This is a genomic window from Paraburkholderia sp. DHOC27, from assembly GCF_003429005.1.
GTDB lineage: Bacteria > Pseudomonadota > Gammaproteobacteria > Burkholderiales > Burkholderiaceae > Paraburkholderia.
The window spans coordinates 327046-348119 of sequence record NZ_QVQV01000002.1 but is presented as its reverse complement, the minus strand read 5'-3'; the positions used below and the strand labels follow the sequence as shown (position 1 = coordinate 348119).

The window sequence follows — 21074 nt, the reverse complement described above, 5'->3', positions numbered from 1 at the left end:
GCATCGAGGGGGCGGCATGCATGCGCCGCTCCAGAAGCAAAAAGAAAGGGCAACGAAGCGATTCGTTGCCCTTTTTTATATGCGAGCGCTTGCGTGACAGCGTGCGGTACGCCCTGATGATGCAAAGTGGTCAGCGCGCAGGCAACGAAGCATGAACGCTTCATTCATCAGCGCATCGTCAGCGCATCATTTGCGCACTATCCACGCGGCGTCACCGCTCGCTATCCGCGAGCTGAACGCCACGGCGATTCCTCACGCCGTGTTTGCCACGCGCACTGGCCCAACGCCTGTCATGCGCTGGAACATTACCTCAGGCGTTACCCTTGCCGAACAGTGACGTCAGGCCACCCAGCGCGCCCAGCACGGTTGTCGAATTCAACTGACCTTCCGCGGGCACTTCGCCGTTCGGCGTGGCGGCATTGACCACGTGCGGCAGGATCTGCGACAGCAGTCCAGCCACCTGATCCGGCTGAACGCCTGCCTTGGCCGCAAGGTTAGTGACCGTATCCGAGCCGAGCACGTTGTGCAGCGTGTCGGGAGAGATCGGCTGGTTTTCGCCGTTGCTGATCCACGAGCCGATGATGTCGCCCGCGCCTTTGTCCTTGAACTGCTGAATCAGGCCGTTGAGGCCACCCGGCTGGTTGTTGACGAATTCGAGCGCGCTGGTGACGAGAGCTTGATGGCCACCACCTTCCGGCGATTGGCCCAGCAGGGAACCGATAGTGTCGAACAGGCTCATGACAGTCTCTCTTGAATGCCGGTGTTCAGATGCGAGGCCGGCGGGTGGAAACGCCGCGCGGTTGCGCGGCACCGGGTGGATCGAAGACACAACGTGCATGAAACCGTACGCCGTGTCGTGTGCTCGTAAATGGCACGAGGTCGGGCCTGAAGCAGGGGATGAAACATCCCGCGAAACAGTTCGTCGTGCAGAAATTCAGGCGCCCGATGCGGCTGCGGCGGAAGCCGCCTTGCTCTTCTTCGCCTTCTTCTTCGAAGCCTTGCTGCCCGATGCATCCATCGGTGCGCTGGCCGCTGCCGCAGGCGCTGTGGCGGCGGTCGCTGCCGTAGTGGCCGCAGCGTCGGAGGCCGCGCCCTTGCTCTTTTTCTTCGACTTCTTGCTGGCCGATGCTTCAGCCGGCGCGGCGGCGGTCGTCGCTGCCGGTGTGGTTGCAGCGGGCGTCGTCGCAGCAGGCGCAGCGGTCGTGGCGGCTGCGGTGGATTTGGCGCTCGAGGTACTAGACTTCGTGGCCGCCTTGGTGCCGGCCGGCGGCGCCGACGAGCCGTTGATGGTGAGCCCCGCTGCTTCGAGGTTGGTGACCGACTTGGTGCCGATACCCTTCACGCGGGTGGCGAGGTCGTCAGCGTCCTTGAAGGGGCCGTTCTTGGTGCGCTCGTCGATGATGGCCTTTGCATGAACCGGGCCGATACCCTTGACTGTTTCGAGCGTGGCCTGATCGGCGGAATTGACTTCGACCGCGGCAGCGAAACCGGCTGATAGCGACAGGGCCAAGGCAACGCACAGCATGAGCAGCTTCTTCAGCATGGCAAGCACTCCATTGAGGGCAAAAAGTTAGCCGGAAACGGATGACGCGGGATGACGCGGAACGACGCGCTGGATTCAGCAGACACTGCGCTTAAGCATAGGATAAATCGCGCGCCCAATTTCTGAAAGCCGACGATTTATACCGATCGATTCGTGACAAGTAAATCGCATCGAACAATATTTAAAGATTCCGCCTACCTTTGGGGCGTTTTTGGCGCGATAGGTGCGTGCGTTGCACTCGCCGCGCGCGTGGTGCTAGTTGAGTTCGGGGCAGACGCACGCGCTACGGCTCCGCGAACTTCGAAGTTCACCGAATCGTCGACACTGCCATCGGCATTCACCAGTTCCAGCACATGGTGGCCGGGCCACGGCAGCCACGGCACGCGCGTCGCGTGGCCGAGCGGCTTGCCGTCGAGACGCCAGTTGCTTTGTGTCGAGGCGCCGCTCGCGCGCTCGAACGAAATGCGCTGGCGGGCCGCGGGAATGTCGGGATCCAGCGCGAAAATGGTGCCGTCGGCTGGCGCGCCGATGCGCACCGTGCCACGCGTCGAGACCCGCTGCGCCGCGCCGCTGGCGTTCGCGGCGAGCCCCACGACGGGCGTCTGCGTGCCCTGTAAGAACCATTCGTTGCGCGGTGGTTCGATGTCGTTTTCAAACGTGACTCGAGTTTGAATCACATTGGACGGCGCGGCGGGCAAAGTGCTGGGCACACGCCGATGCAGATAGCCGACGATCGCCGCCCAGATCGGCGCCGCGCCTGTGACACCTGAGACGTCCCACATCGGCGTGCCGTCCGCATTGCCCACCCACACGCCCACCGTATAGCGTGAAGTGAAGCCGACCGTCCAGTTGTCGCGCATGTCCTTGCTGGTGCCGGTCTTGACAGCGGAAAAGAAGCGGGTGGCAAGCGGACTGTCGAAGCCGAACGTGCGGGTGCGTGCGTTGTTGTCCGCCAGCACCGTGGTGATGATGAAACTGGCCTGCGGGCTGAATACGCGTTGCGGCATGGGTGCCACAGGCGTTGCAGCGCCGTGTGGTGCGGGCGTGCACTGTGGCAGGTCGCAGGTTGACGCCACGCGCCCGCCGTTGGCGAGCGCGCGATACGCGTTGGTGAGCGACAGCAGCGTGACATCGGCGCTGCCGAGCGCGAGGCTGTAGCCGTAGTAGTCGCCGCTTTGCGTAAGCGGCAGACCGAGCGTGGTGAGCGTTTTTGCGAAGCGGTGCGGCGTCACCATGACGAGGGTGCGCACGGCCGGTACGTTCAGCGACGAGCCCAGCGCGGTGCGCACGCTAACCCAGCCCTTGAAGTCCTTGTCATAGTTCTGCGGAATATACAGGCCGCCACCCGCTGCGAGATCGAGCGGGGCATCGTCCAGCAGGGAAGCGGTGGTGAGCCGCCGTTCGTCGAGTGCCTCGGCATAGAGAAACGGTTTGAGCGTCGAGCCCGCCTGACGCAATGCGAGCACCGCGTCGACATCGCGCGCACCCGACAGCGCACCCGACGAACCCACCCACGCGAGTACCTCGCCCGTGGCATTGTCGAGCACCACCGCGGCACCGTCCTGCACGTTGCGTGGATGCGCGCGGGCATTCAGTTCAACCAGGGTTCGCGTGAGCGTGTCACGCGTGAAGCGTTGCAGGTTGGCATCGAGCGTGGAGCGGATACGGGCGCCCGCGACTGGATGCAGTTCGGCGGCGACATGCCGCGCGAAATGTGGCGCAAGGTCGCCATCCTGGCCGATGGCAAGTGTAGCCGGCGCCGGGCGCGCAAACGCGAGTTGCACGAAGCCGTCGAGGTTGTCGCACGCGTTAGCCGCCTGCATGTCGCGCAGAATCCGGCAGGCGCGTGCGCTGACCTTGGCGTAGGGCGCGTTCGGCGCGCGGATCAAGGCGGCGGCGACGGCCGCCTCGCGCTCGTCGAGACCGGATGGTGCTTTGCCGAACAGGCTCGCGGACAGTGCCGACAGGCCGACACTCTCACCGCGAAACGGCACCAGATTCAGATACGCCTCGAGGATCTGATCCTTGCGCCAGCTTCGCTCCAGCCACAGCGCGCCGACGGCCTGACTGGCCTTCTGCGTAATCGAACGTTGTCCTGAACGTTGCGGGTTGTCGTCCAGCAACCCGGTGAGTTGCATGGTGACCGTCGAGGCGCCGCGCGTGCGCGTATTCCACAGATTGCCCCACGCGGCGCCCGCCGCGCCGCGCCAGTCGACGCCGCTATGCGCATAGAAGCGTTTGTCTTCCGAGACGACGATGGCCTCGCGTAATGCCGGCGATACGTCCGCAAGCACGACCCAGTCGCCGCGCCGCTCACTGGCGTCGATGCGTGTGCGTTGCAGCGGCTCGCCGTCACGTGACAGCAGCGTCCAGTCCGAGCTGTGCCAGTTCGCGCGGACCTCGTCGAACGAGGGCAGCGCGTGGGCCGCAAGCGAAACGACGCACAGGCTCGACGCTACGACGACGCGAGCGCTTGTGGTTGCGCGTGCGACGCCAGCCACGCCGGTTCGCCAACGGCACGGTGCAACTGGGCGTTTGGCGTCGGCTGAGTTCATCGCGTCGACTCGTTTCCGCCGTTCATTTCGCACTAGCTGAAGCAGGCGCGCTCGCCGCTGCCACGGGCGCGGGCTGCACGACGACCGGCGCGTTCGGAAGCGCGCCGAAGGTCGATGGCGCGTACAGCGCTTCGACGCGCGTGGGCGGCAGACCGAACGTGCCCACGTTGTTCAGGCGGACGGTGTATTCCACCGAATATTTACCCTTCGGCAGATAGTCGTAAAACGCCCGATAGCCGTCGAAGCCGCGCTCCACAAATACCGGCGTCGTATCCTGATCGGACTTTTCGCCTTGTGTGGCAGCCTCGGAATCACGACCCAGACCGGAACCGAGAATCGTCGCGCCAGCCGGGATGGGATCGTTGACGACGACCCAGGTCATGTCCGTCTGCGCGTCGATGTCGAGATGCACCCGCACCACATCGCCGCGCGAATAGACGCCTCGCACCGCCGGATCGAGCGGCGTCACCGTCCGCGTGATGCGATAGCCCGCCGCGAGCGGCGCCTTCAGTGCGACGGCCGCAAGGCTTTCGATGCTCGCCCACGGCTTGCCGGTGCCCTCGTGCGTGAGCGTCAGCGGCGTAGCTGTGCTGGCGGCATTGGCGGGCCACGGCAGCAATTCGCTGCGGGCGGCAGCGGAGCGCGTGGCCGGTGTGGCTGAAGGCATTTGCGCAGCCGTTGACGTGGCTGGCTGCGCACCACCAGCCGTTGCCGAGGCCTCAGGCTTTGCCGAAGCAGAGGCCTGATCCCACGAGATCGTCTTGTCGAACGTACCAAACTGCAGCTTCGTCTGACCCGTGACCGGCGTGCTTTCGAACACCTGCGAGAAACGCGCGAGCGCGAGCGAGCCCCACAGGTTGGCGGTGGTGGTTTGCCAGGCGCCGTTGCGTTGCAGCGCGAGCAGACCTGCCACGAGGCGCGGCATCTCGTCCTTCCATGCCGGCGCATCGACGAACGTCAGCGCGGTGCGCGCGGCGTTGTCCTCGGGGCCCGTCATCAGCCACCACAGGTCGTCGCCGGCGTCGGTGGAGAAGGTGAGGCGCGTGCCCTGATACGTGAGCCGTGCCCGCAGGATCTGTTCGACCTGCGCGCGTTTGTCGTCGCGTTGCGCGATACCTGGCACACGCGAGAGGATGGCGTAGTAGTCGAGCAGCGCCGAGGTCGGCCACTGGTTCGGCGCGATTTCGATGGAGCCGAGCATGCGCGGCTGCGCCATGCCGTAGCGCGACAACGCTTCCAGCGCCGCGAGCTTGCGCAAGTCGAGGTCCTTGCGCGGCGCCCACGTGTTGCGCTCGATACGGCCTTCCACAAAGCCCACCAGACCGCCTGTGAGCTTGCCGCGCAGGTCGTCGGGCAGCGCAAAGCGCGCGTCGAGTTTCGATGCTTCGTCGCTGACGGCCAGCAGGTACGCCGTCAGGGTCGGACTGCCGTGATTGCCGCTATCGTCACTCGGCGGGAAGTAACTGGCGAGGCCGTCGCCGTCCAGATAAACCGGCATCCGCGCAATCACGGCCTGCCATTGCGCCGCATCGCGCAAACCGAGCGCACGCGAGGTCTGTTGTTCGAGACAGTTGTACGGATAGCGTTCGAACCAGCGGCGCACGCCCGGCATGCCGTCCGCAAGCCGCGCCTGCAAGGCGATCGCAATGCCGCCGCGCACGGCGCCCGCGTTCGTCGTCGTGGCATCCGGCGGCGCGGCCACGGGCAGTGACAGCGTGCCGTCGATCTGCGTGAGCGTGGCCTGCTGGACCGTAACGGGCAGTGCGGCGGTGACACGCTGCGCGATCTTGACGGCGTCGCTCGCATGCGGGCCGCCTTGCTCGGCGGCGCTCACATTCCACGTGAGCGCCGGGGAGGGCGCGTCGGCCACACCGTCCGGCGCAGTCACGTTCCATGCAACTTCGCGCGCCGAATCAGCGGCGAGATCGACCGTTTGCGGGGCGAGCGTGAGGCCCGTCACATTCGGCGTGACGACCACCTGCATCGCCCGCGGCGTGGTGTTGCGCACCGTGAACTGGGCGCGGAACGCGTCGCCTTCGCGGATCAGCGGTGGCAGACCTGAGATCAGTTGCAGATCCTGGGTACTGCGTATGGATGTGCTGCCGGTGCCGAACTGGCCCGCGCCGACCGCCGCAATCGCGACGATCCGGAAGCTGGTGAGCGCGTCGTTGAGCGGCACGTCGAGCGAGGCCGCGCCGTTGGCGTCGAGCGTGACGCGCGGATTCCACAGCAAGAGCGTATCGAACAGCTCGCGGGTCGCGGTATGCCCGCCGCCTCCGCCAGCCGGCACGGCCTTACGGCCGAAATGGCGGCGTCCGACGATCTCCATTTGCGCGGTCGCCGTTTCGACGCTGTAGGCGCGGCGCTCCAGCATCGCATCGAGAAGGTCCCAGCTTTGATTGGACATCAGTTCGAGCAAGGCTTCGTCCACAGCCGCCACGGCGATCTGCGTGCCGGCCGGCGCAGGCTTGCCGTCCGGCATGCGCACCTGCAGCTTGATATGGGCCTTGCCGCGCACGGCGTATGACTTCGCATCCGGCGTTACGCTGACCGCGAGTTTGTGAGCCGCCGTGCCCACCTTGATTTCGGCGAGTCCATAACGGAATGCCGGCTTCGACAGGTCGACGAGCGGCGTGGGCGCCTCGTATTGACGGCCCTCGTACCAGAACGCACGCGCCCATTCGAGCGGCGCTTTCCAGCCCCACGTGAAGAACGAATACCACGGCACTTCGTGGATGCGGCCGCGCAGTGCCAGCACGGACACGTACACGTTGGGTCCCCAGGCTTCGTTCACTTTCAGCTCGACCGTCGGATTCTTGCCGTCCAGCGTGACGACGTGCGTTTCGATCACACCCTCGCGTTCCACCGCGACGAGAGCGGTGGCGAAACGGAACGGCATGCGCACCTGAAAGCGCGCGGTCTCGCCCGGTTCATACGCGGTTTTCTCCGGCAAGACGTCGATTCGATCGGTGTTTTCACCGCCGAACCACAGATCATCTTCGCGCGTGACCCATACCGAAGTGGTCGCGCTCGACACATTGCCGTCGCCGTCTTTCGCCGTGACGACGAGGTCGATATTGCCTGCCTCGCGCAGCTTTGCATCGCACGACAGCAGACCGTGGTCGTCGCTCTTGCCGCTGCACAGCGAGCCGAGGTCCTTGATCTCGGTGTGGTTGTCGTAGGCATAGAAGCCGCCCACCATGCGTTTGCGCGAGGTCGTCGTGATGCGCGCGATGCCACGCACGTCGAGCGCCACGCCGGCGCGTGGCTTGCCTTGCAGATCGAGCGCCAGCGCCTTGACGGGCACCGCGTTGCCCACCGATACCCATTGCCCCGATTTGACGCCTGCCACCACGGCTGCCGGCCACAACGTCGTGCCGCCCGCGATGGTCTGCACTTCGCCATTGGGATCGGCGAAGGTCGCTTCGAGCGCGAGCCGTTTGGGCGCGTCGACGTGCGGCAGGTTCTTCAGCGTGAGCGCACCCGAGCCGTTGCGATCGAGCGTGACGGCCTCCTTGTCGGCGATCAGCTTTGAACCGTCGTCGGCAGGCTGGCTGTCATTGCCGGTGTCTTCGTCATCGGACGCCGCGGTGTCGTCGCCGGTATGCGGCGTATAGGGCGTGAAGCTGAAGTCAGGGAAGCTGTCGGCGAAGGCGGGTGTCGTGCTCTTGAGCAGCGCGGAAACCTGCACGGGCAGATTCGATGCCGCGCCGCCCGCCACATAGTCGATCTGCAACGCCAGCGGTGCTGCTTTGGCCGCCACCAGCGGATGTGTCTTCTCGTCACGCACTGCGATGGAGCCCTTGAACACCGGCAAGCGGAATTCCTCGACCCGGAAGCTGCCGGATTCGTAGCTCATGTGCGATGGCGCGGCGTCGTCGTTGCTGTCGCTGCCGTTGTCATTGCTCGAGTCGTTATCAGACGTGGCATTGGCGTCGCCGTCATCCAGCGTGACGCTATATTCGCCCAGTTTCGCCGCGACGGGAATCACGAAGGTCGATTCGGCGCTATGGTCCGCGCCCCACGTGAGCGGCAGATGGTAGGTCTGGCCGCTGCCGAGATGACGGATCGTCACGCGAGTCGGATAGCGCTTGGGAAAGCCGAAGCCGTGCAGCGTTTCGACGCGGATCAGATGTTTCATCGAAACCGTTTCACCGGCGCGCAGCAGCGTGCGGTCGAAAACGGTGTGCGCGCGAACCGTCTGTTCGCTGCTGGTATCCGTCGGGACGTTGAAGCGCCAGGATTCGATGCCGCGATTCCAGTCCGAACGCACGAAGGCCATGTCCGCGCCGGTTTTGGGATCGTCCACCCGGGCCGACACGAAGAAGCCGTCAAAGCTCTTCTCGCCGCACTTCGAGAGCGGCGCGAGCGGTTTGTCGATGCTCAGCAGGCCGTGGGCGTCGGTCTTGCCCGTGGCCAGTTGCGCGCCGTTGCAGTCGCTCACGCGGATGTCGGCGTTCGGCACCGGCTGGCCCTTGTCCAGCGACGTGACCCACACTACGCTGTTTTCGCGCCCTTGCTTGAAATGCACGCCCAGGTTGGTGATGAGCACAGCGGTGCGCACGTACATTGGCGCAGGCTTGCTCAGCAACGAAGCGCCGAGCGCGGGCGAGGCCAGTTCGATGACGTAGAAGCCGGGCTTCGTCACCGGCACGCCGACCACTTCGAACGGCCGCAGCGCTTTCGGGTCGGCCTTCGGCAAGTCGAGTGTCGCGACGCCACGCTGCCCAGCCAGCAGCGACAGCGAGCGGATGTCGACGAGCGGATCCTTGCGGTTGTCGTCTTCCGCGGACTGGTCGGGCGAGCGCGGCACGTACACCGGATGCTTCGTGCGCTTCAGCAAGCCCGGCATCTGCGCGTTGATATCCGACACGTTCATGGCATAGCCGTCGAAGCGATCCACGAGACGCATCCAGTTGCGGATATCGGTGTCCGCATCGACGCGCAATTGCGTGAACTGGGCGCTGCCGGCGTTGAGACCGGCCACATGCAGATCGGCTTCGACATTGCGCAGCGTGACCGGCACGAGCGCGGGCATGTCAGGTTCGGCAAAACGCTCGACGATGCCAAACGTGCCCGACGAGAACTTAGCGAGCGGCGGCATGGGCGCCGTGCTGGTCTTGAGCGGGAACAGATCGGCGTTGGTGAGCGCCCGCCCGCTGACGTCGTGCAGATTCGCCGGGATCTCGACGGTCAGATCGGCGTGCTCGGGCAGCGGTGCGGCAAATTCGACCGTGGATGTTTCGGCATCCTTGTCATCGGGACGGAAGGTCGGCGCAATGGAGCCTGACGGACCAGTGAGGCGCAGTTTCTCAGCATCGCTGCGGGCGATGGGGGCGTTAAAGCGCACTTCCACGGGCCGCAGCGGCGTGCACGGCGCCTTGGCGTTTTCACGTTCGCAGGAAAAGCTGGCGGCGAAAGGCTCGCGCACGGTGTAGTCGAAGCGCCGTTCCGTGTCGTTCGTGAGCCCGCTTGGACTCGCCACACCCACGCCGTAGACGAGTTGCATCTTTGCGCCCGAAGGCAGGGTCTGCTGACACTGCAGCGTCAGGATGCGGGCGGCGTCTTTGGTGAGGCGAAAGCGCTTGAGCAGGGCGGTGCGGGAGGCGTCATCGAGATTCTTGACGGGGATGCGATTGCCGAGGCCGCTGGACTCGCACCAGACGTTTTGCAGCACCGACGCGTTCGTGGCGGGCCCATTGAGCGTAAGCACGAAAGCCTGGTTTTCTTCGATTTCGCCGCTGTCCGGATTGGCTTCCTGCACGAACGGGCCGCCGGTTTCAAAGGCGAAGCGGCGCGGGCCGGTCATCGCATGGCTGCTGAGTGTTTTCAGGCCGTCGTTGAGGTCGACCGTGCAGCGCATGCCGGGCGGCAAATCAGCGGTGAAATCCCACGCCCAGGTTTTCTCGTCGATCCAGTGACCCTGACCCGTGCTCGCGGTGGCGTCGTTGCAATGCACCTGCGCGGGAGGCGGGGCGGTGGCCGAGCCGAACGCGATCATGGCTTCGTCGAACTTGACGACCACCTGGCGGACCTGCGCGACCTTGCCTTGCGGCGACACACTGGTAATGCGCGCGGCATCGGCATGCCGGCTGGACAGGCCAAACGCGGCCATGCAGACGGCGAACACGGAAAGCGTGACCATTGATGCCGCCCACTTCCACTTTTGTTTGAGGCTGCCGCGCATCGATCCCGCTCCTGTTTGCTTACAGAGTGCTGGCGATTCTACTGGACGACGATGGCTATCCCAACTGCGTGGCGCGTCTCAAATCGGCGAGTGTGAATGGCAGCAACAGTCGCTTGACTTGGCGTGAATTCGAAGTCCTAAGTTGAGTTTGTCACGCAAACGATGCGACTTCGAACGCGCGTTTTACGGCGTGCAAAGTGTTCCGGTGGCGGGAGACAAAGAGGGGAGAGCGTGAGGCGCGAGGGTGGTGCTGCGGTGGGCGCGGAGTGAGACGCTGAAGGTTGGAGGCGCGGTGGGAGAGCGGACAGCTCTACGCCGCGTTACACCGCACCGTCCGTCTGTGGCGCGTGGCCCGCTTGCAGATGGCGCTTGCTCACCATGCGCAGATAGAGGGCGAGCCCGACACCGGCGATGCCCAGACTCGCCATATTAGCGAACCAGAAACCGCGTGCGCCAGTGAGCCACACCGGCGTTGCGCCAATGATGTCGAAGCCAAGCAGATACCCGCCGCCCAGTCCGACGCCCCACAGGGCCACCGCATAGATGACGGTGGGCACCACCGCGACCTTGTAGGCGCGCAGGATGAACGCCGCGGTGACCTGCAGCGAATCGAACACGTGATAGAACACGACGATCAGCACCAGCGGCATGGCCGCCGCCGCGACCTGCGCGTTCGGCGTGTAGCCTTCGATGATCAGCGGCCGCAGCGCGAGCACGATCACGCCATAGCAGCAGGCGATCATCACCGCCATCAGGATGCCGTGCCGCGACAGCGTGCGCGCGGCTTCATGGCGATGTGCGCCGAGCGCCTGGGCGACCAGCGTGGAGGTGGCAATGCCAATCGACAGTGGCGTCATGTAGAGCACGGCACCGACGTTGCCGGCGATCTGATGCCCGGCCAGCGTCGTGGTGCCGAAGCGCGCGATGAACAACGCCATGAAGGTGTACGAGGTGACCTCGATCAGATACGAAAGGCCCATTGGCAGGCCGAGGCGCAACTGCGCCGCCTGACGGCGCCATACCGGCCAGCAGAAGTGCGAGAAGATCGCGAACGGGCGGAACACGTCGAGGCGGGTCATCAACAGGATGCCGACCACCGCCAGCGTCCAGTTGATCGCCGTACTGGCAAGCGCGCAACCGGGACCGCCGAGCGCCGGCACACCGAGGCCGCCGAAGATGAACCAGCGATTGAGCGGAAACTTCAGCAGCAGCGCGCCGACCTGCAGGATCATCACGAGCCGCGGCTGGCCGACTGCGTTGGTCAGCGAACTATAGATGCGGAAGGTCAGGCCGGCCGGCAGCCCGAACGCCAGGATCTGCAGATAGGCCACCGTGCGATCGTGCAGCGCCGCCGGCACCCGCGCGACATGCAGGATGGGCTCGGGAAAATACAGGATCAGGAAGCCGAGCGTCATCAGCGCGAACGCCAGCCAGAACGACTGGCGTACTTCCTCGCCGATCTCGCCGTAGCGCCGCCCGCCATAGAGCTGCCCGGCGATAGGCTGGAGCGCAGTGAGAATGCCGGTCAGGCCGATATACACGGAAATGTAGATCGACGAACCGAGCCCAAGGGCCGCGAGGTCCACGGCCGAGTAGCGGCCCACCATCGCCGTGTCGATCACGCCGAAGGCGATGATCGCCAGCTGGCCGATCAGCACTGGCCAGGCCAGTGCGGCGATTTTCCGCACGTCCGCGAACATGATCAGTCCGTCTGCGCCGGCGCGGCTTTGTTGGGGCGCCACGCGCGGTGTTTCGCGGGCGGCTTCGGACGGTCGATACGCACGTACAGGCGGAAACGTTCGTCGCGGTCGGCTACGCGGCGGCCTTCCCAGACGAGCTTCCAGACGAAGTTCGACATCGAGCTGGGTTCGCCGTAGTCCTGGGTGTCCTGACGCAGGATGACGTCGCAGTCCTGATCGAAGGCGAAGTGCATGTGGCCGAAGTAGGCGAAGGTCGCAATCTGCGCGTTACCGAGCCGCACCGGCGAAATGCAGCTGTAGTCGTCCGGCAGATGAGAAGCGATCTGCTCGGCCACGTCTTTATAGGTCCGGCTGTAGTTGACCACCGGTAGCCACAGCGTCATCAGCAGCACCCACATCAGCGTCGTGCCGGCGCTGGAGAGCACCACGCTGCGCCAGAGCACCTTGGGGTGACGTGCGAGGCGCCAGCGCACCAGCACGAACCAGCAGACCGTGACCGCCACCGCACACACGAACGACAGAATCTTGAACTGCGGCACGAAGCCGGGCGCGAGGCGCGCCAGGTTGCGGGCGAGGGGATGCGGGAAACCAGTGAGCCCCGCGCACCACACCAGCCAGACGAAGGTGCCGAGAATGGTGAAGCTGAGGAGCGCGAACCAGTCGATCGCGTTGATGGCGCCGCGCTTGAGCGTCGGCAAGGCGAACGTGGCCAGCACCGAGAGCGCCGGCAATAGCAGCATGTAGAGCTGGTTGGTCTGGTGGCTTTGAATCACCACGAGAATCAGCAGCGGCGTGATGACCGACAGCGGAATCGCGACGTGCGGCGCGCGTCGCAGACCGGACCAGCTAAACCACGCCCAGACCGCGAGCGGCCAGGCCGGCCACGTGAAGAGCGGCAGGTTCTTCAGCGCGTAACGGGCCACCGAGCCGGGCGGCCCGGCAAACGCATTGATGCTGCTGTTCACCCATTGATTCAGATACCAGACGGCGTCGTCCGGGAAGGCCGTCAGCGCCACGACGGGCCACGCGAGCCCCAGCACGAGGGCGACTGGCAGGCCGGCCAGCAGGAGCCAGCGCGAGCGCGTCTCGGGCACGATGATGGTCATGGTCAGGGTGCCTATCAGCAGCGCCCCCACCAACACCGGATTGGCCGCCAGCGCCACCAGTCCGAGCGCCAAGCCCCACACGAGGGCGCCTTGCACGGGCTTGTCGATCATGCGCACGAGGCCGTACACCAGCATCGCAATGCAGATGAACTCCACCAGTTGCGGGGTGGTCTCGTGGCCGCGTTCGGCCAGGCCGAAGCAGGCGAGCAGGATCAGCAGCGCGCCGTCGGCGAGTGTGCGGCCGTAATCGCGCGGCTCCGGTTCGCCGCCAAAGGCGTACTTGAAGGGCTGGACCTCGGCGCGGCGGCCGAGCAGATAGGCGGCATACCAGACGAACGCGCACGCGCCGCAAAACAGCAGGCCGGTGAAGACGCGCGAGGCATTGCTGGCGTCGACCCACGGCGCGAGCGCGCGGATCGAACTGGCGCCGAGCCAGTAGCCGAGTGGGCCGTTGTCCGTGAGGTACTTGCCGACCAGATTCGGGAACAGCCAGTCGTGCCAGTTGCCATTCGCCATCGTCCACATGACGCCGAAGCCGGCTGCGTCCTCGTTCTTCCACGGATCGCGCCCGAACAGGCCAAACGACGCATAGACGATACAGATGGTGAGCAGCAGCCAGCGCGGCAGGGCGCTCGTGGCGGAAGCAGTGAGGCGAACGACTGGTCTCATGCGGATATGTTGATCTCGGATAGGCGTTTCGGCGGGCGGCGGACAGGGAGCCCGCCAGGATGGCCGATTCGCAGCATCCGGCATTGTAGACGGGGCGCGGGCCCGGAGTCACGGCCGGTAACAGCGCGCAACTTCGCGGACGTTCTCGTAATAAAGCTCGCAGCGTAGCGCCGGCGGCAGGGCCTGGCGCATCGTGCCCACGCCGCGCCAGGCGACAAAAAAGGGCAGCGTGGGCTGCCCTTGTTTGTTTCGATCATGTTTCGGTTCGGTGTGCGACCCATGCCGCCGCCCAACCTGAAACTTGCCGAGGTATTACTTCGCTGCCTTGCCGGTAGCGCGCGTACCGAACTTCTTGTTGAACTTCTCGACGCGGCCTGCCGTGTCCATGATCTTTTGCTGACCCGTGTAGAACGGATGCGATTCCGACGACACTTCGATCTTCGCGAGCGGGTAGGTCTTGCCGTTGAATTCGGCGGTTTCGCGCGTCTGGATGGTCGAGCGGGTTACAAACTTGAAGTCGTTCGACATGTCGATGAACAGGACTTCGCGATAATTCGGGTGAATGCCTTCTTTCATGGTATTTCCTTTAGTCTGGCGGTAGCCAACCCGCGTGCCGCCGCAGTTTCCGTGTTACCGGTTGCGATGACATCTTGGCGCGAGCCACTTGCCTAAGGTCGAAAAACGGCGATTATGCCAGAAAATCAGTCGCTTGACGATTCCTGTGAAGGTTTTTTCGCGCTCCGGGGCCGTCTACAGGCGCTTTGGCGGTAGTTGGGCTGTTGTGTTGGCCGGCTTGGGTGGCCGCTTGCGTGTGACCGCCTGCCTCGACCGCCTAGCCCGCGGTGCTGGCCGCCTGCTGCGGCAATGCGCCGACCCGTGCCGGATCCTGCCGGTAGTAGCGGGCGAGCAGGCGGTACAACTCGGGATACCCGGCTTCGAACGCGTGCGGCTGGACGAACAACGCCTCACTGCAAACGGCAAAAAATTCCGAGGGATGATCCGCGGCATACGGGTCGATCAGCGAGTCGCGCTCGAAACGCGCCCAGCGCCGCTCGGAAACGGCGTCGACTTTGGCGCAGAACTGGTCGTACGCGTGGTCGAACACATCGCCCCAGGCAGCGGGATCGAGCGGCGCGTGCCAGCGGCGAAACAGCGGCGGATGACCGTCGGCTTCGCCGTTCAGCATGTCGATCTTGTGCGCGAACTCGTGGATCACCACGTTGTAGGCGTCCTGCGTATCCACTGCATCCGTCATCTGCGCGTCTTCCCACGACAGCACCACCGGGCCGCCTTCCCAGGCCTCACCGCTCGCATCGTGTTCGACTTCGTGGACCACGCCGTCTTCGTCCTCGACTGTTTTGCGAATCACGAATTCGCCCGGATACACGATCACGCCCACCCAGCCCTTGTAGAGGTCGAGGCCGAGGTTGAGCACCGGCAGGCAAGCCTGGGTGGCGATCGCAACCGTCATGGCGTCGTTCAGTTCGAGCTCGTGCGCGGTCGAAAATTCTTTCTGCGCGAGGAAGAGGCTCGTCATCTCGCGCAGCCGCACGAGGTCCGCGGCGTCGAGGTAGGCGAGGAAGGGCAGACCGGCAAGCGTGGTCTGCCAAAGCGCGTCGTCGATCGGGAAGTTACGCAGTGCCCGCTCGCGGCGCCGCGCGTCGAACCAATGGGTCAGTCTGGATAGCATCGCCTGAGTCGATCCGTCTTTGCCACGCGATAAAGGGACGCTTGCCGTTCGTGCGCGAACGTTGCGCTAGCGCAGATTCTAAACGTGAATCAACCGTGAGATGGGCGACCTTCAGCGCCATACACCGTGGATCGCGGCGCAAAAAAAACCGCCCTCGGTTCGCGAGGGCGGTTCTCGTGCAGCGTGCTCGGGACGTGCATGCTGCACGCCGCGATGCAGGGCAGCGTTTAGCTGCCGCCGCCACGTCGCATCATGTCGAAGAACTCGGAATTGCTCTTCGTCTGGCGGATCTTGTCGAGCAGGAATTCCATCGCTTCGACTTCGTCCATGTCATGGATGAACTTGCGCAGCACCCAGATCTTTTGCAGGATCTCGGGCTTGATCAGCAGTTCTTCGCGACGTGTGCCGGACTTGTTGAGGTTGATGGACGGGTAGACGCGTTTCTCAGCGAGACGACGTTCGAGGTGCACTTCCATGTTGCCGGTGCCCTTGAACTCTTCGTAGATCACGTCGTCCATGCGGCTGCCGGTTTCGATCAGCGCCGTACCGATGATGGTGAGCGAGCCGCCTTCCTCGATGTTACGGGCCGCGCCGAAGAAGCGCTTCGGACGTTGCAGCGCGTTGGCGTCCACACCACCGGTCAGCACCTTGCCCGAGGCCGGCACGACGGTGTTGTAGGCGCGCGCGAGACGCGTGATCGAGTCCAGCAGAATCACCACGTCGTTCTTCATTTCGACGAGGCGCTTGGCCTTTTCGATCACCATTTCGGCGACCTGAACGTGACGCGCAGCCGGTTCGTCGAACGTGGAGGCGATCACTTCGCCGGCCACCGAACGCTGCATTTCGGTCACTTCTTCCGGGCGTTCGTCGATCAGCAGCACGAACAGGATGACGTCCGGGTGGTTCTGTTTGATGGCGTGCGCGATGTGCTGCAGCATCACCGTCTTGCCGGACTTCGGCGAGGCGACCAGCAGACCGCGCTGGCCCTTGCCGATCGGCGCGATCATGTCGATGATCCGGCCGGTCACGTTTTCTTCACCGCGCATTTCACGTTCGAGCAGCAGCACCTTGTTCGGGTGCAGCGGCGTCAGGTTTTCGAACATGATCTTGTGCTTCGAGGCTTCCGGCGGCTGGCCGTTGACCTTGTCCACCTTTACCAGCGCGAAATAACGCTCGCCGTCTTTCGGCGTACGCACTTCACCTTCGATCGTGTCGCCGGTGTGCAGATTGAAGCGGCGGATTTGCGACGGGCTGATATAGATATCGTCCGTACTCGCCAGATACGAGGTTTCCGGCGAGCGCAGGAAGCCGAAGCCGTCAGGCAGCACCTCGAGCGTGCCGTCGCCGAAAATTGTTTCGCCAGTCTTGGCGCGTTTTTTAAGAATGGCGAACATCAATTCCTGCTTGCGCAGGCGGTTCGCACTTTCGATCTCGAGGCCATTGGCCATCTCGATCAATTCGGACACGTGCAGAGTCTTAAGCTCGGATAAATGCATACGGAGAACCCGCAGGAGAAGGTGCGACCTGAATGAAATCTGGGAGGAGAGTGAGCGGAACCGCTCAAGGACTTAAGCGTCTTTTCGACGTCTTGCGGATTCTAGCATAGCACACGCCAATTTCAGGCAGCGTGCCATAAAGGCATATTCTCGCTGTGCGTGTTGTCGGGCGACAACACGCACAGCGCTAATTTCTACTTAAGGCAAATTACAGGTTGCCGTCGAGGAACGCGGTGAGCTGCGACTTCGACAGGGCGCCGACCTTCTGCGCCGCAACCGCGCCATTCTTGAACAGGATCAGCGTGGGGATGCCGCGCACGCCGAACTTGACCGGGGTGGATTGATGTTCGTCCACATTGATCTTGGCGATCTGCAGGCGGTCGCCGTAGTCCTTGGCAACTTCGTCGAGAATCGGCGCAATCATCTTGCACGGACCACACCATTCTGCCCAGAAGTCGAGCAGGACCGGTTTGTCGGATTTAACGACGTCCTGTTCGAACGATGCGTCGCTGATATGCTTGATTTGTTCGCTCATGTATGAATACCTCTGTCGGATCGAGGCCCGCCTGAATTGCTCGCCACGATACATCAAACTAAGAAAACTTCTGTTCGCGTTGCCGCAAAGGGAGCCTTGCTGGCGCATTCGGGCGTTCCTCTCGGAGCGCGCCGGAAGGCACAGAAAGCTCGGCCTTACGGGACATTCGTACGTCAGTTTAGCCTAAATTGCTATGCGTTGCCCGTGGTGATAGTACTCATGCAGGCAGTAGGGCCAAGGCTTGCCGCGTGAGCACGATACGCTTCTACACGGCCTATCTGGAGGCCATTGCAGCGAACACAAGTGGGGGCGGCGCGAACTTTGTGCGGGCTTTGTGCAGGTTAATAGTCGCGCGGCAGGTCGAGCGATGGTAGAATCTTTCGTGACGGGCCTCCTCGCATGGAGGGGCGGTCAACCTGGTCAGGTCGGGAACGAAGCAGCCACAGCCGTTTTCCACCAGTGCCGAGGGTCGGGCTCGTCACCTTCCTTTTCTGTTTTTTCTGCATGTGCTTTTCTGCATGTCCTTCTGCGGTGTTTCTCCGCAATCTCCTTGATATCGTTGCTCGCCAGTCTTCGCGTTGAGCGTTGGTTGCGTGACGTTGATTCGCGCGCGTGTCCGCATCGGGTTGCATCGGTGTAGCCAGCAACATCCCGCACTGCTTCCCACTATTTTTTTCTATTGATGCGTTAGCCGGATTCAATCGGGCAAGCGCGTATTTCGGCACGTGGTTGAATCGTCGGTGCGCGCTATTGTTACTGATACAATTTCCCGATGACCTATCAAGTTCTCGCACGCAAATGGCGGCCGAAGGATTTTGCTTCGCTCGTCGGACAGGAGCACGTGGTGCGCGCGCTCACGCATGCGCTCGACGGCGGGCGTCTGCATCACGCCTATCTGTTTACCGGGACGCGTGGCGTCGGCAAGACGACGCTCTCGCGCATCTTCGCCAAGGCGCTCAATTGTGAAACCGGCGTGACTTCGACGCCGTGCGGCGTGTGCCGCGCGTGCAGGGAAATCGACGAGGGGCGTTTCGTCGATTACGTGGAGATGGACGCGGCGAGTAATCGCGGCGTCGACGAGATGGCCGCGTTGCTCGAGCGCGCGGTTTATGCGCCGGTGGACGCGCGCTTCAAGGTCTATATGATCGACGAAGTGCACATGCTCACGAACCACGCCTTCAATGCGATGCTGAAGACGCTGGAAGAGCCGCCGTCCCACGTCAAATTCATTCTCGCCACCACCGACCCGCAGAAGATTCCGGTCACGGTGCTGTCGCGCTGTCTGCAATTCAATCTGAAGCAGATGCCGGCCGGGCATATCGTCTCGCATCTGGAGCGCATCCTTGGCGAAGAGCACGTGCCCTTCGATGTCCAGGCGCTGCGTCTGCTCGCGCGTGCGGCGGACGGTTCGATGCGCGATGCGCTGTCACTGACCGATCAGGCCATTGCCTATTCGGCGAATCAGGTTACGGATGAAGCCGTGCGCGGCATGCTGGGCGCGCTCGACCAGAGCTACCTGATCCGCCTGCTCGACGCGCTGGCCGATGGCGACGGCGCGGCCGTGCTGGCCGTTGCCGATGAAATGTCGTTGCGCAGTCTGTCGTTTTCGACGGCGCTGCAGGATCTGGCCAGTCTGCTGCACCGGATCGCGTGGGGGCAGTTTGCGCCCGCATCGGTGCTCGACGAGTGGCCCGAAGCCGTGGACATTCGCCGGTTCGCCGACGCCCTGAGCGCCGAGCAGGTGCAGTTGTTCTATCAGATCGCGACGATCGGGCGCAGCGAACTCGGTCTCGCGCCTGATGAATACGCCGGCTTCACGATGACGCTGCTGCGCATGCTCGCTTTCGAGCCCGCGCCGACCGGCGGTGGCGGTGGAGCAGGTTCGCCGGTGCGTGGCGCTGGGGCAGGTGGCTCGGGCGGCGCCGGTAAGCGCACGGGTTCGCCGGCGGTTGCAGCGTTGCAGGCCGCCGCGTCGGTGCGTACTTCGGAAGCGGTGCCAGCGGCGCCGCTGCGTGCGCCAGAGGCGAGTGCGGCACGCGCCGAGCCTTCCCATGCGAGTGAGTCTTCGGCTGCAAAGCCGGCGCGGGTGGTGAGCGAAGCCGCTTTGGCCGCGCCGACACCCACGGTATCCGCGACACGTAACGACGCGTCAGACGAACCGTTCGAGAGCGTGCAGAACGTTGGCACGACTGGCGGTACAGGTGCTTCTGCCGAGGGCACGGCCGCGCAAGAAAACGCTGCGGAACGCCCGGCGCCTGATGAGCGCCTCGCGGCTTCGGTAGCGCAGCAAAGCGTGACGGGCACCGGGGCTTCTGACGAGGCGAGCGACGATAAGCCAGAGGAATCTGCATCCGCTGCGCTTGCGGATGAAGTCGACAGGGAAAATGCACGAGCCGAGATCGACGCGGGCTCGCGTGCACCGATCACCGTGGCCCAGCCGGACGAACGCATGGACCCGGCCGCGGCGACGGAATCGGACCCTGCATCAACGCTGACTTCGCCTATCCCGCCGGCACCAGCAGAATCCGCAGCGGCCGCCGCTCCGGAAGTGCTGCAAGCGCCTGCTGCGCAATCCGCACAAGCCACGGCGCGAGCAACGCCCGCCACGTCCACACCGGGCGTAGCAGCGCATGGCGAATTCGCCGACGCCGTACCGCGCCGCGCAGGTGGTGCAAGTGCCGCGCTCGACGTGCTGCGCAGCGCCGGCCTCAAGGTTTCGTCGGATCGTGGTCGCGCGAGCGCGGTGAGCGCGGCGAAGGCCGCGCCGCCCAAAGCCGCTGCGCCGCGCGTCAACGTGCCGGTTCCGACGGCCGCTCCGCGCGCCGCCGCGCCCACCGTTTTGGGCGAACGCGCGCAAGCACAGGCACGTCCGCAGGCACCTTTCCAGTCCAATGCGCAGGCCAACGCGCAGGCACCGGCACAACGCAACGCGGACCGTGGCGGCTCATCCGGTCCGCCGTGGGACGACATGCCGCCGGACGACTTCGTGCCGCTGTCAGCCGAGGACGACTATTTCGGTCCCCCGGACGACGGCTACATGCCGGTCTTCGACGCGGGTCCGGACGACGTGCGCGTCACGAGTGCGGCACCCGCACCGGCGCCTGTCGATACCCGTCCGTTGCCGCCTGCCATCCCGCTGGATGCGCTTGGCTTTAACGGTGACTGGCCGGCGCTCGCCGTCGGGCTGTCGCTCAAAGGAATTTCCTATCAGCTCGCGTTCAACAGCGAACTGATGGCGCTCGAAGGCACCACGCTCAAACTGAGCGTGCCGGTGCCGCAATACGCGGAAGCATCGCAGGTCGCCAAGCTGAAAGTGGCGCTGGCCGAACGGCTCGGCCATGAGGTTGGGGTGCAGGTCGTGGTCGGCCCGGCGCGCCGCACGGCCGCGGCCTTCGACGCAGCCGCGCGCGCGCAGCGTCAGAAGGAAGCCGAGCATGAGATCGGCACGGATCCGTTCGTACAATCGCTGATCCGCGAGTTCGGCGCGAGCATCGTGCCCGGTTCGATCCGTCCGATTGCCGCGGACGCCTCGGGCAACCCGCCGTCCACCCATTGATTCGTGGCGCACGAGGCGCCATATTCCCGCATAGCAC

At 64.3% G+C, this 21074-nt stretch carries 11 protein-coding genes and 1 other RNA gene; 2 read left to right on the top strand and 10 right to left on the bottom strand.

Features of this window, described 5'->3' with window-relative positions:
• Window positions 1-310: 310 nt before the first annotated feature.
• The 10 genes from D0B32_RS09765 to trxA all read right to left on the bottom strand — a co-directional run bounded on the left by D0B32_RS09765 (window position 311) and on the right by trxA (window position 17481).
• Window positions 311-739 carry a YidB family protein gene (locus D0B32_RS09765; RefSeq protein WP_117333750.1) on the bottom strand — a complete coding sequence of 143 codons (429 nt, stop codon included), beginning with the start codon at window positions 737-739 and terminating at the stop codon, window positions 311-313.
• A gap of 195 nt (window positions 740-934) precedes the next feature.
• A complete protein-coding gene (locus D0B32_RS09760) occupies window positions 935-1543 on the bottom strand; it encodes a helix-hairpin-helix domain-containing protein (protein WP_117333749.1) in 609 nt (202 codons plus the stop codon).
• 194 nt (window positions 1544-1737) lie between these two features.
• On the bottom strand, window positions 1738-4098 hold the full coding sequence (pbpC, locus tag D0B32_RS09755) for a penicillin-binding protein 1C (protein ID WP_117333748.1): 2361 nt from the start codon (window positions 4096-4098) through the stop codon (window positions 1738-1740).
• A gap of 22 nt (window positions 4099-4120) precedes the next feature.
• The gene (locus tag D0B32_RS09750; protein WP_259294972.1) at window positions 4121-10243 is read right to left on the bottom strand and encodes an alpha-2-macroglobulin; all 6123 of its coding nucleotides are present in this window, start codon (window positions 10241-10243) and stop codon (window positions 4121-4123) included.
• Between the two features lie 362 nt (window positions 10244-10605).
• Window positions 10606-11985: an MATE family efflux transporter gene (locus D0B32_RS09745; protein ID WP_117334158.1), complete on the bottom strand. Its 1380-nt coding sequence runs from the start codon at window positions 11983-11985 to the stop codon at window positions 10606-10608.
• A 2-nt stretch (window positions 11986-11987) separates the two neighbouring features.
• The gene (locus tag D0B32_RS09740; RefSeq protein ID WP_117333746.1) at window positions 11988-13760 is read right to left on the bottom strand and encodes a glycosyltransferase family 39 protein; all 1773 of its coding nucleotides are present in this window, start codon (window positions 13758-13760) and stop codon (window positions 11988-11990) included.
• 312 nt (window positions 13761-14072) lie between these two features.
• On the bottom strand, window positions 14073-14336 hold the full coding sequence (locus D0B32_RS09735) for a type B 50S ribosomal protein L31 (protein WP_117333745.1): 264 nt from the start codon (window positions 14334-14336) through the stop codon (window positions 14073-14075).
• A 256-nt stretch (window positions 14337-14592) separates the two neighbouring features.
• The gene (locus D0B32_RS09730) at window positions 14593-15450 is read right to left on the bottom strand and encodes a M90 family metallopeptidase (RefSeq protein ID WP_117333744.1); all 858 of its coding nucleotides are present in this window, start codon (window positions 15448-15450) and stop codon (window positions 14593-14595) included.
• Window positions 15451-15677: 227 nt separating this feature from the next.
• Complete coding sequence (gene rho, locus D0B32_RS09725) at window positions 15678-16946, bottom strand: transcription termination factor Rho (protein ID WP_074298516.1); 1269 nt, start codon at window positions 16944-16946, stop codon at window positions 15678-15680.
• A gap of 208 nt (window positions 16947-17154) precedes the next feature.
• Window positions 17155-17481: a thioredoxin TrxA gene (gene trxA / locus D0B32_RS09720; protein ID WP_074264820.1), complete on the bottom strand. Its 327-nt coding sequence runs from the start codon at window positions 17479-17481 to the stop codon at window positions 17155-17157.
• Between the two features lie 384 nt (window positions 17482-17865).
• On the opposite strand from trxA, the gene ffs reads away from it, so the two are divergent.
• Both ffs and D0B32_RS09710 read left to right on the top strand, forming a co-directional pair.
• An RNA gene (ffs, locus tag D0B32_RS09715) (signal recognition particle sRNA small type) lies at window positions 17866-17964 on the top strand.
• Between the two features lie 289 nt (window positions 17965-18253).
• Window positions 18254-21037 (top strand): DNA polymerase III subunit gamma/tau, encoded by a 2784-nt coding sequence (locus D0B32_RS09710; protein ID WP_117333743.1) that lies wholly within the window; start codon window positions 18254-18256, stop codon window positions 21035-21037.
• The last annotated feature ends 37 nt before the right edge of the window (window positions 21038-21074 follow it).

Excerpts from the sequence above, each read along its gene's own strand:
- D0B32_RS09765 (WP_117333750.1), bottom strand. The coding sequence starts at position 739 with ATGAGCCTGTTCGACACTATCGGTTCCCTGCTGGGCCAATCGCCGGAA.
- D0B32_RS09760 (WP_117333749.1), bottom strand. The coding sequence starts at position 1,543 with ATGCTGAAGAAGCTGCTCATGCTGTGCGTTGCCTTGGCCCTGTCGCTA.
- pbpC (WP_117333748.1), bottom strand. The coding sequence starts at position 4,098 with ATGAACTCAGCCGACGCCAAACGCCCAGTTGCACCGTGCCGTTGGCGA.
- D0B32_RS09750 (WP_259294972.1), bottom strand. The coding sequence starts at position 10,243 with ATGGTCACGCTTTCCGTGTTCGCCGTCTGCATGGCCGCGTTTGGCCTG.
- D0B32_RS09745 (WP_117334158.1), bottom strand. The coding sequence starts at position 11,985 with ATGTTCGCGGACGTGCGGAAAATCGCCGCACTGGCCTGGCCAGTGCTG.
- D0B32_RS09740 (WP_117333746.1), bottom strand. The coding sequence starts at position 13,760 with ATGAGACCAGTCGTTCGCCTCACTGCTTCCGCCACGAGCGCCCTGCCG.
- D0B32_RS09735 (WP_117333745.1), bottom strand. The coding sequence starts at position 14,336 with ATGAAAGAAGGCATTCACCCGAATTATCGCGAAGTCCTGTTCATCGAC.
- D0B32_RS09730 (WP_117333744.1), bottom strand. The coding sequence starts at position 15,450 with ATGCTATCCAGACTGACCCATTGGTTCGACGCGCGGCGCCGCGAGCGG.
- rho (WP_074298516.1), bottom strand. The coding sequence starts at position 16,946 with ATGCATTTATCCGAGCTTAAGACTCTGCACGTGTCCGAATTGATCGAG.
- trxA (WP_074264820.1), bottom strand. The coding sequence starts at position 17,481 with ATGAGCGAACAAATCAAGCATATCAGCGACGCATCGTTCGAACAGGAC.
- D0B32_RS09710 (WP_117333743.1), top strand. The coding sequence starts at position 18,254 with ATGACCTATCAAGTTCTCGCACGCAAATGGCGGCCGAAGGATTTTGCT.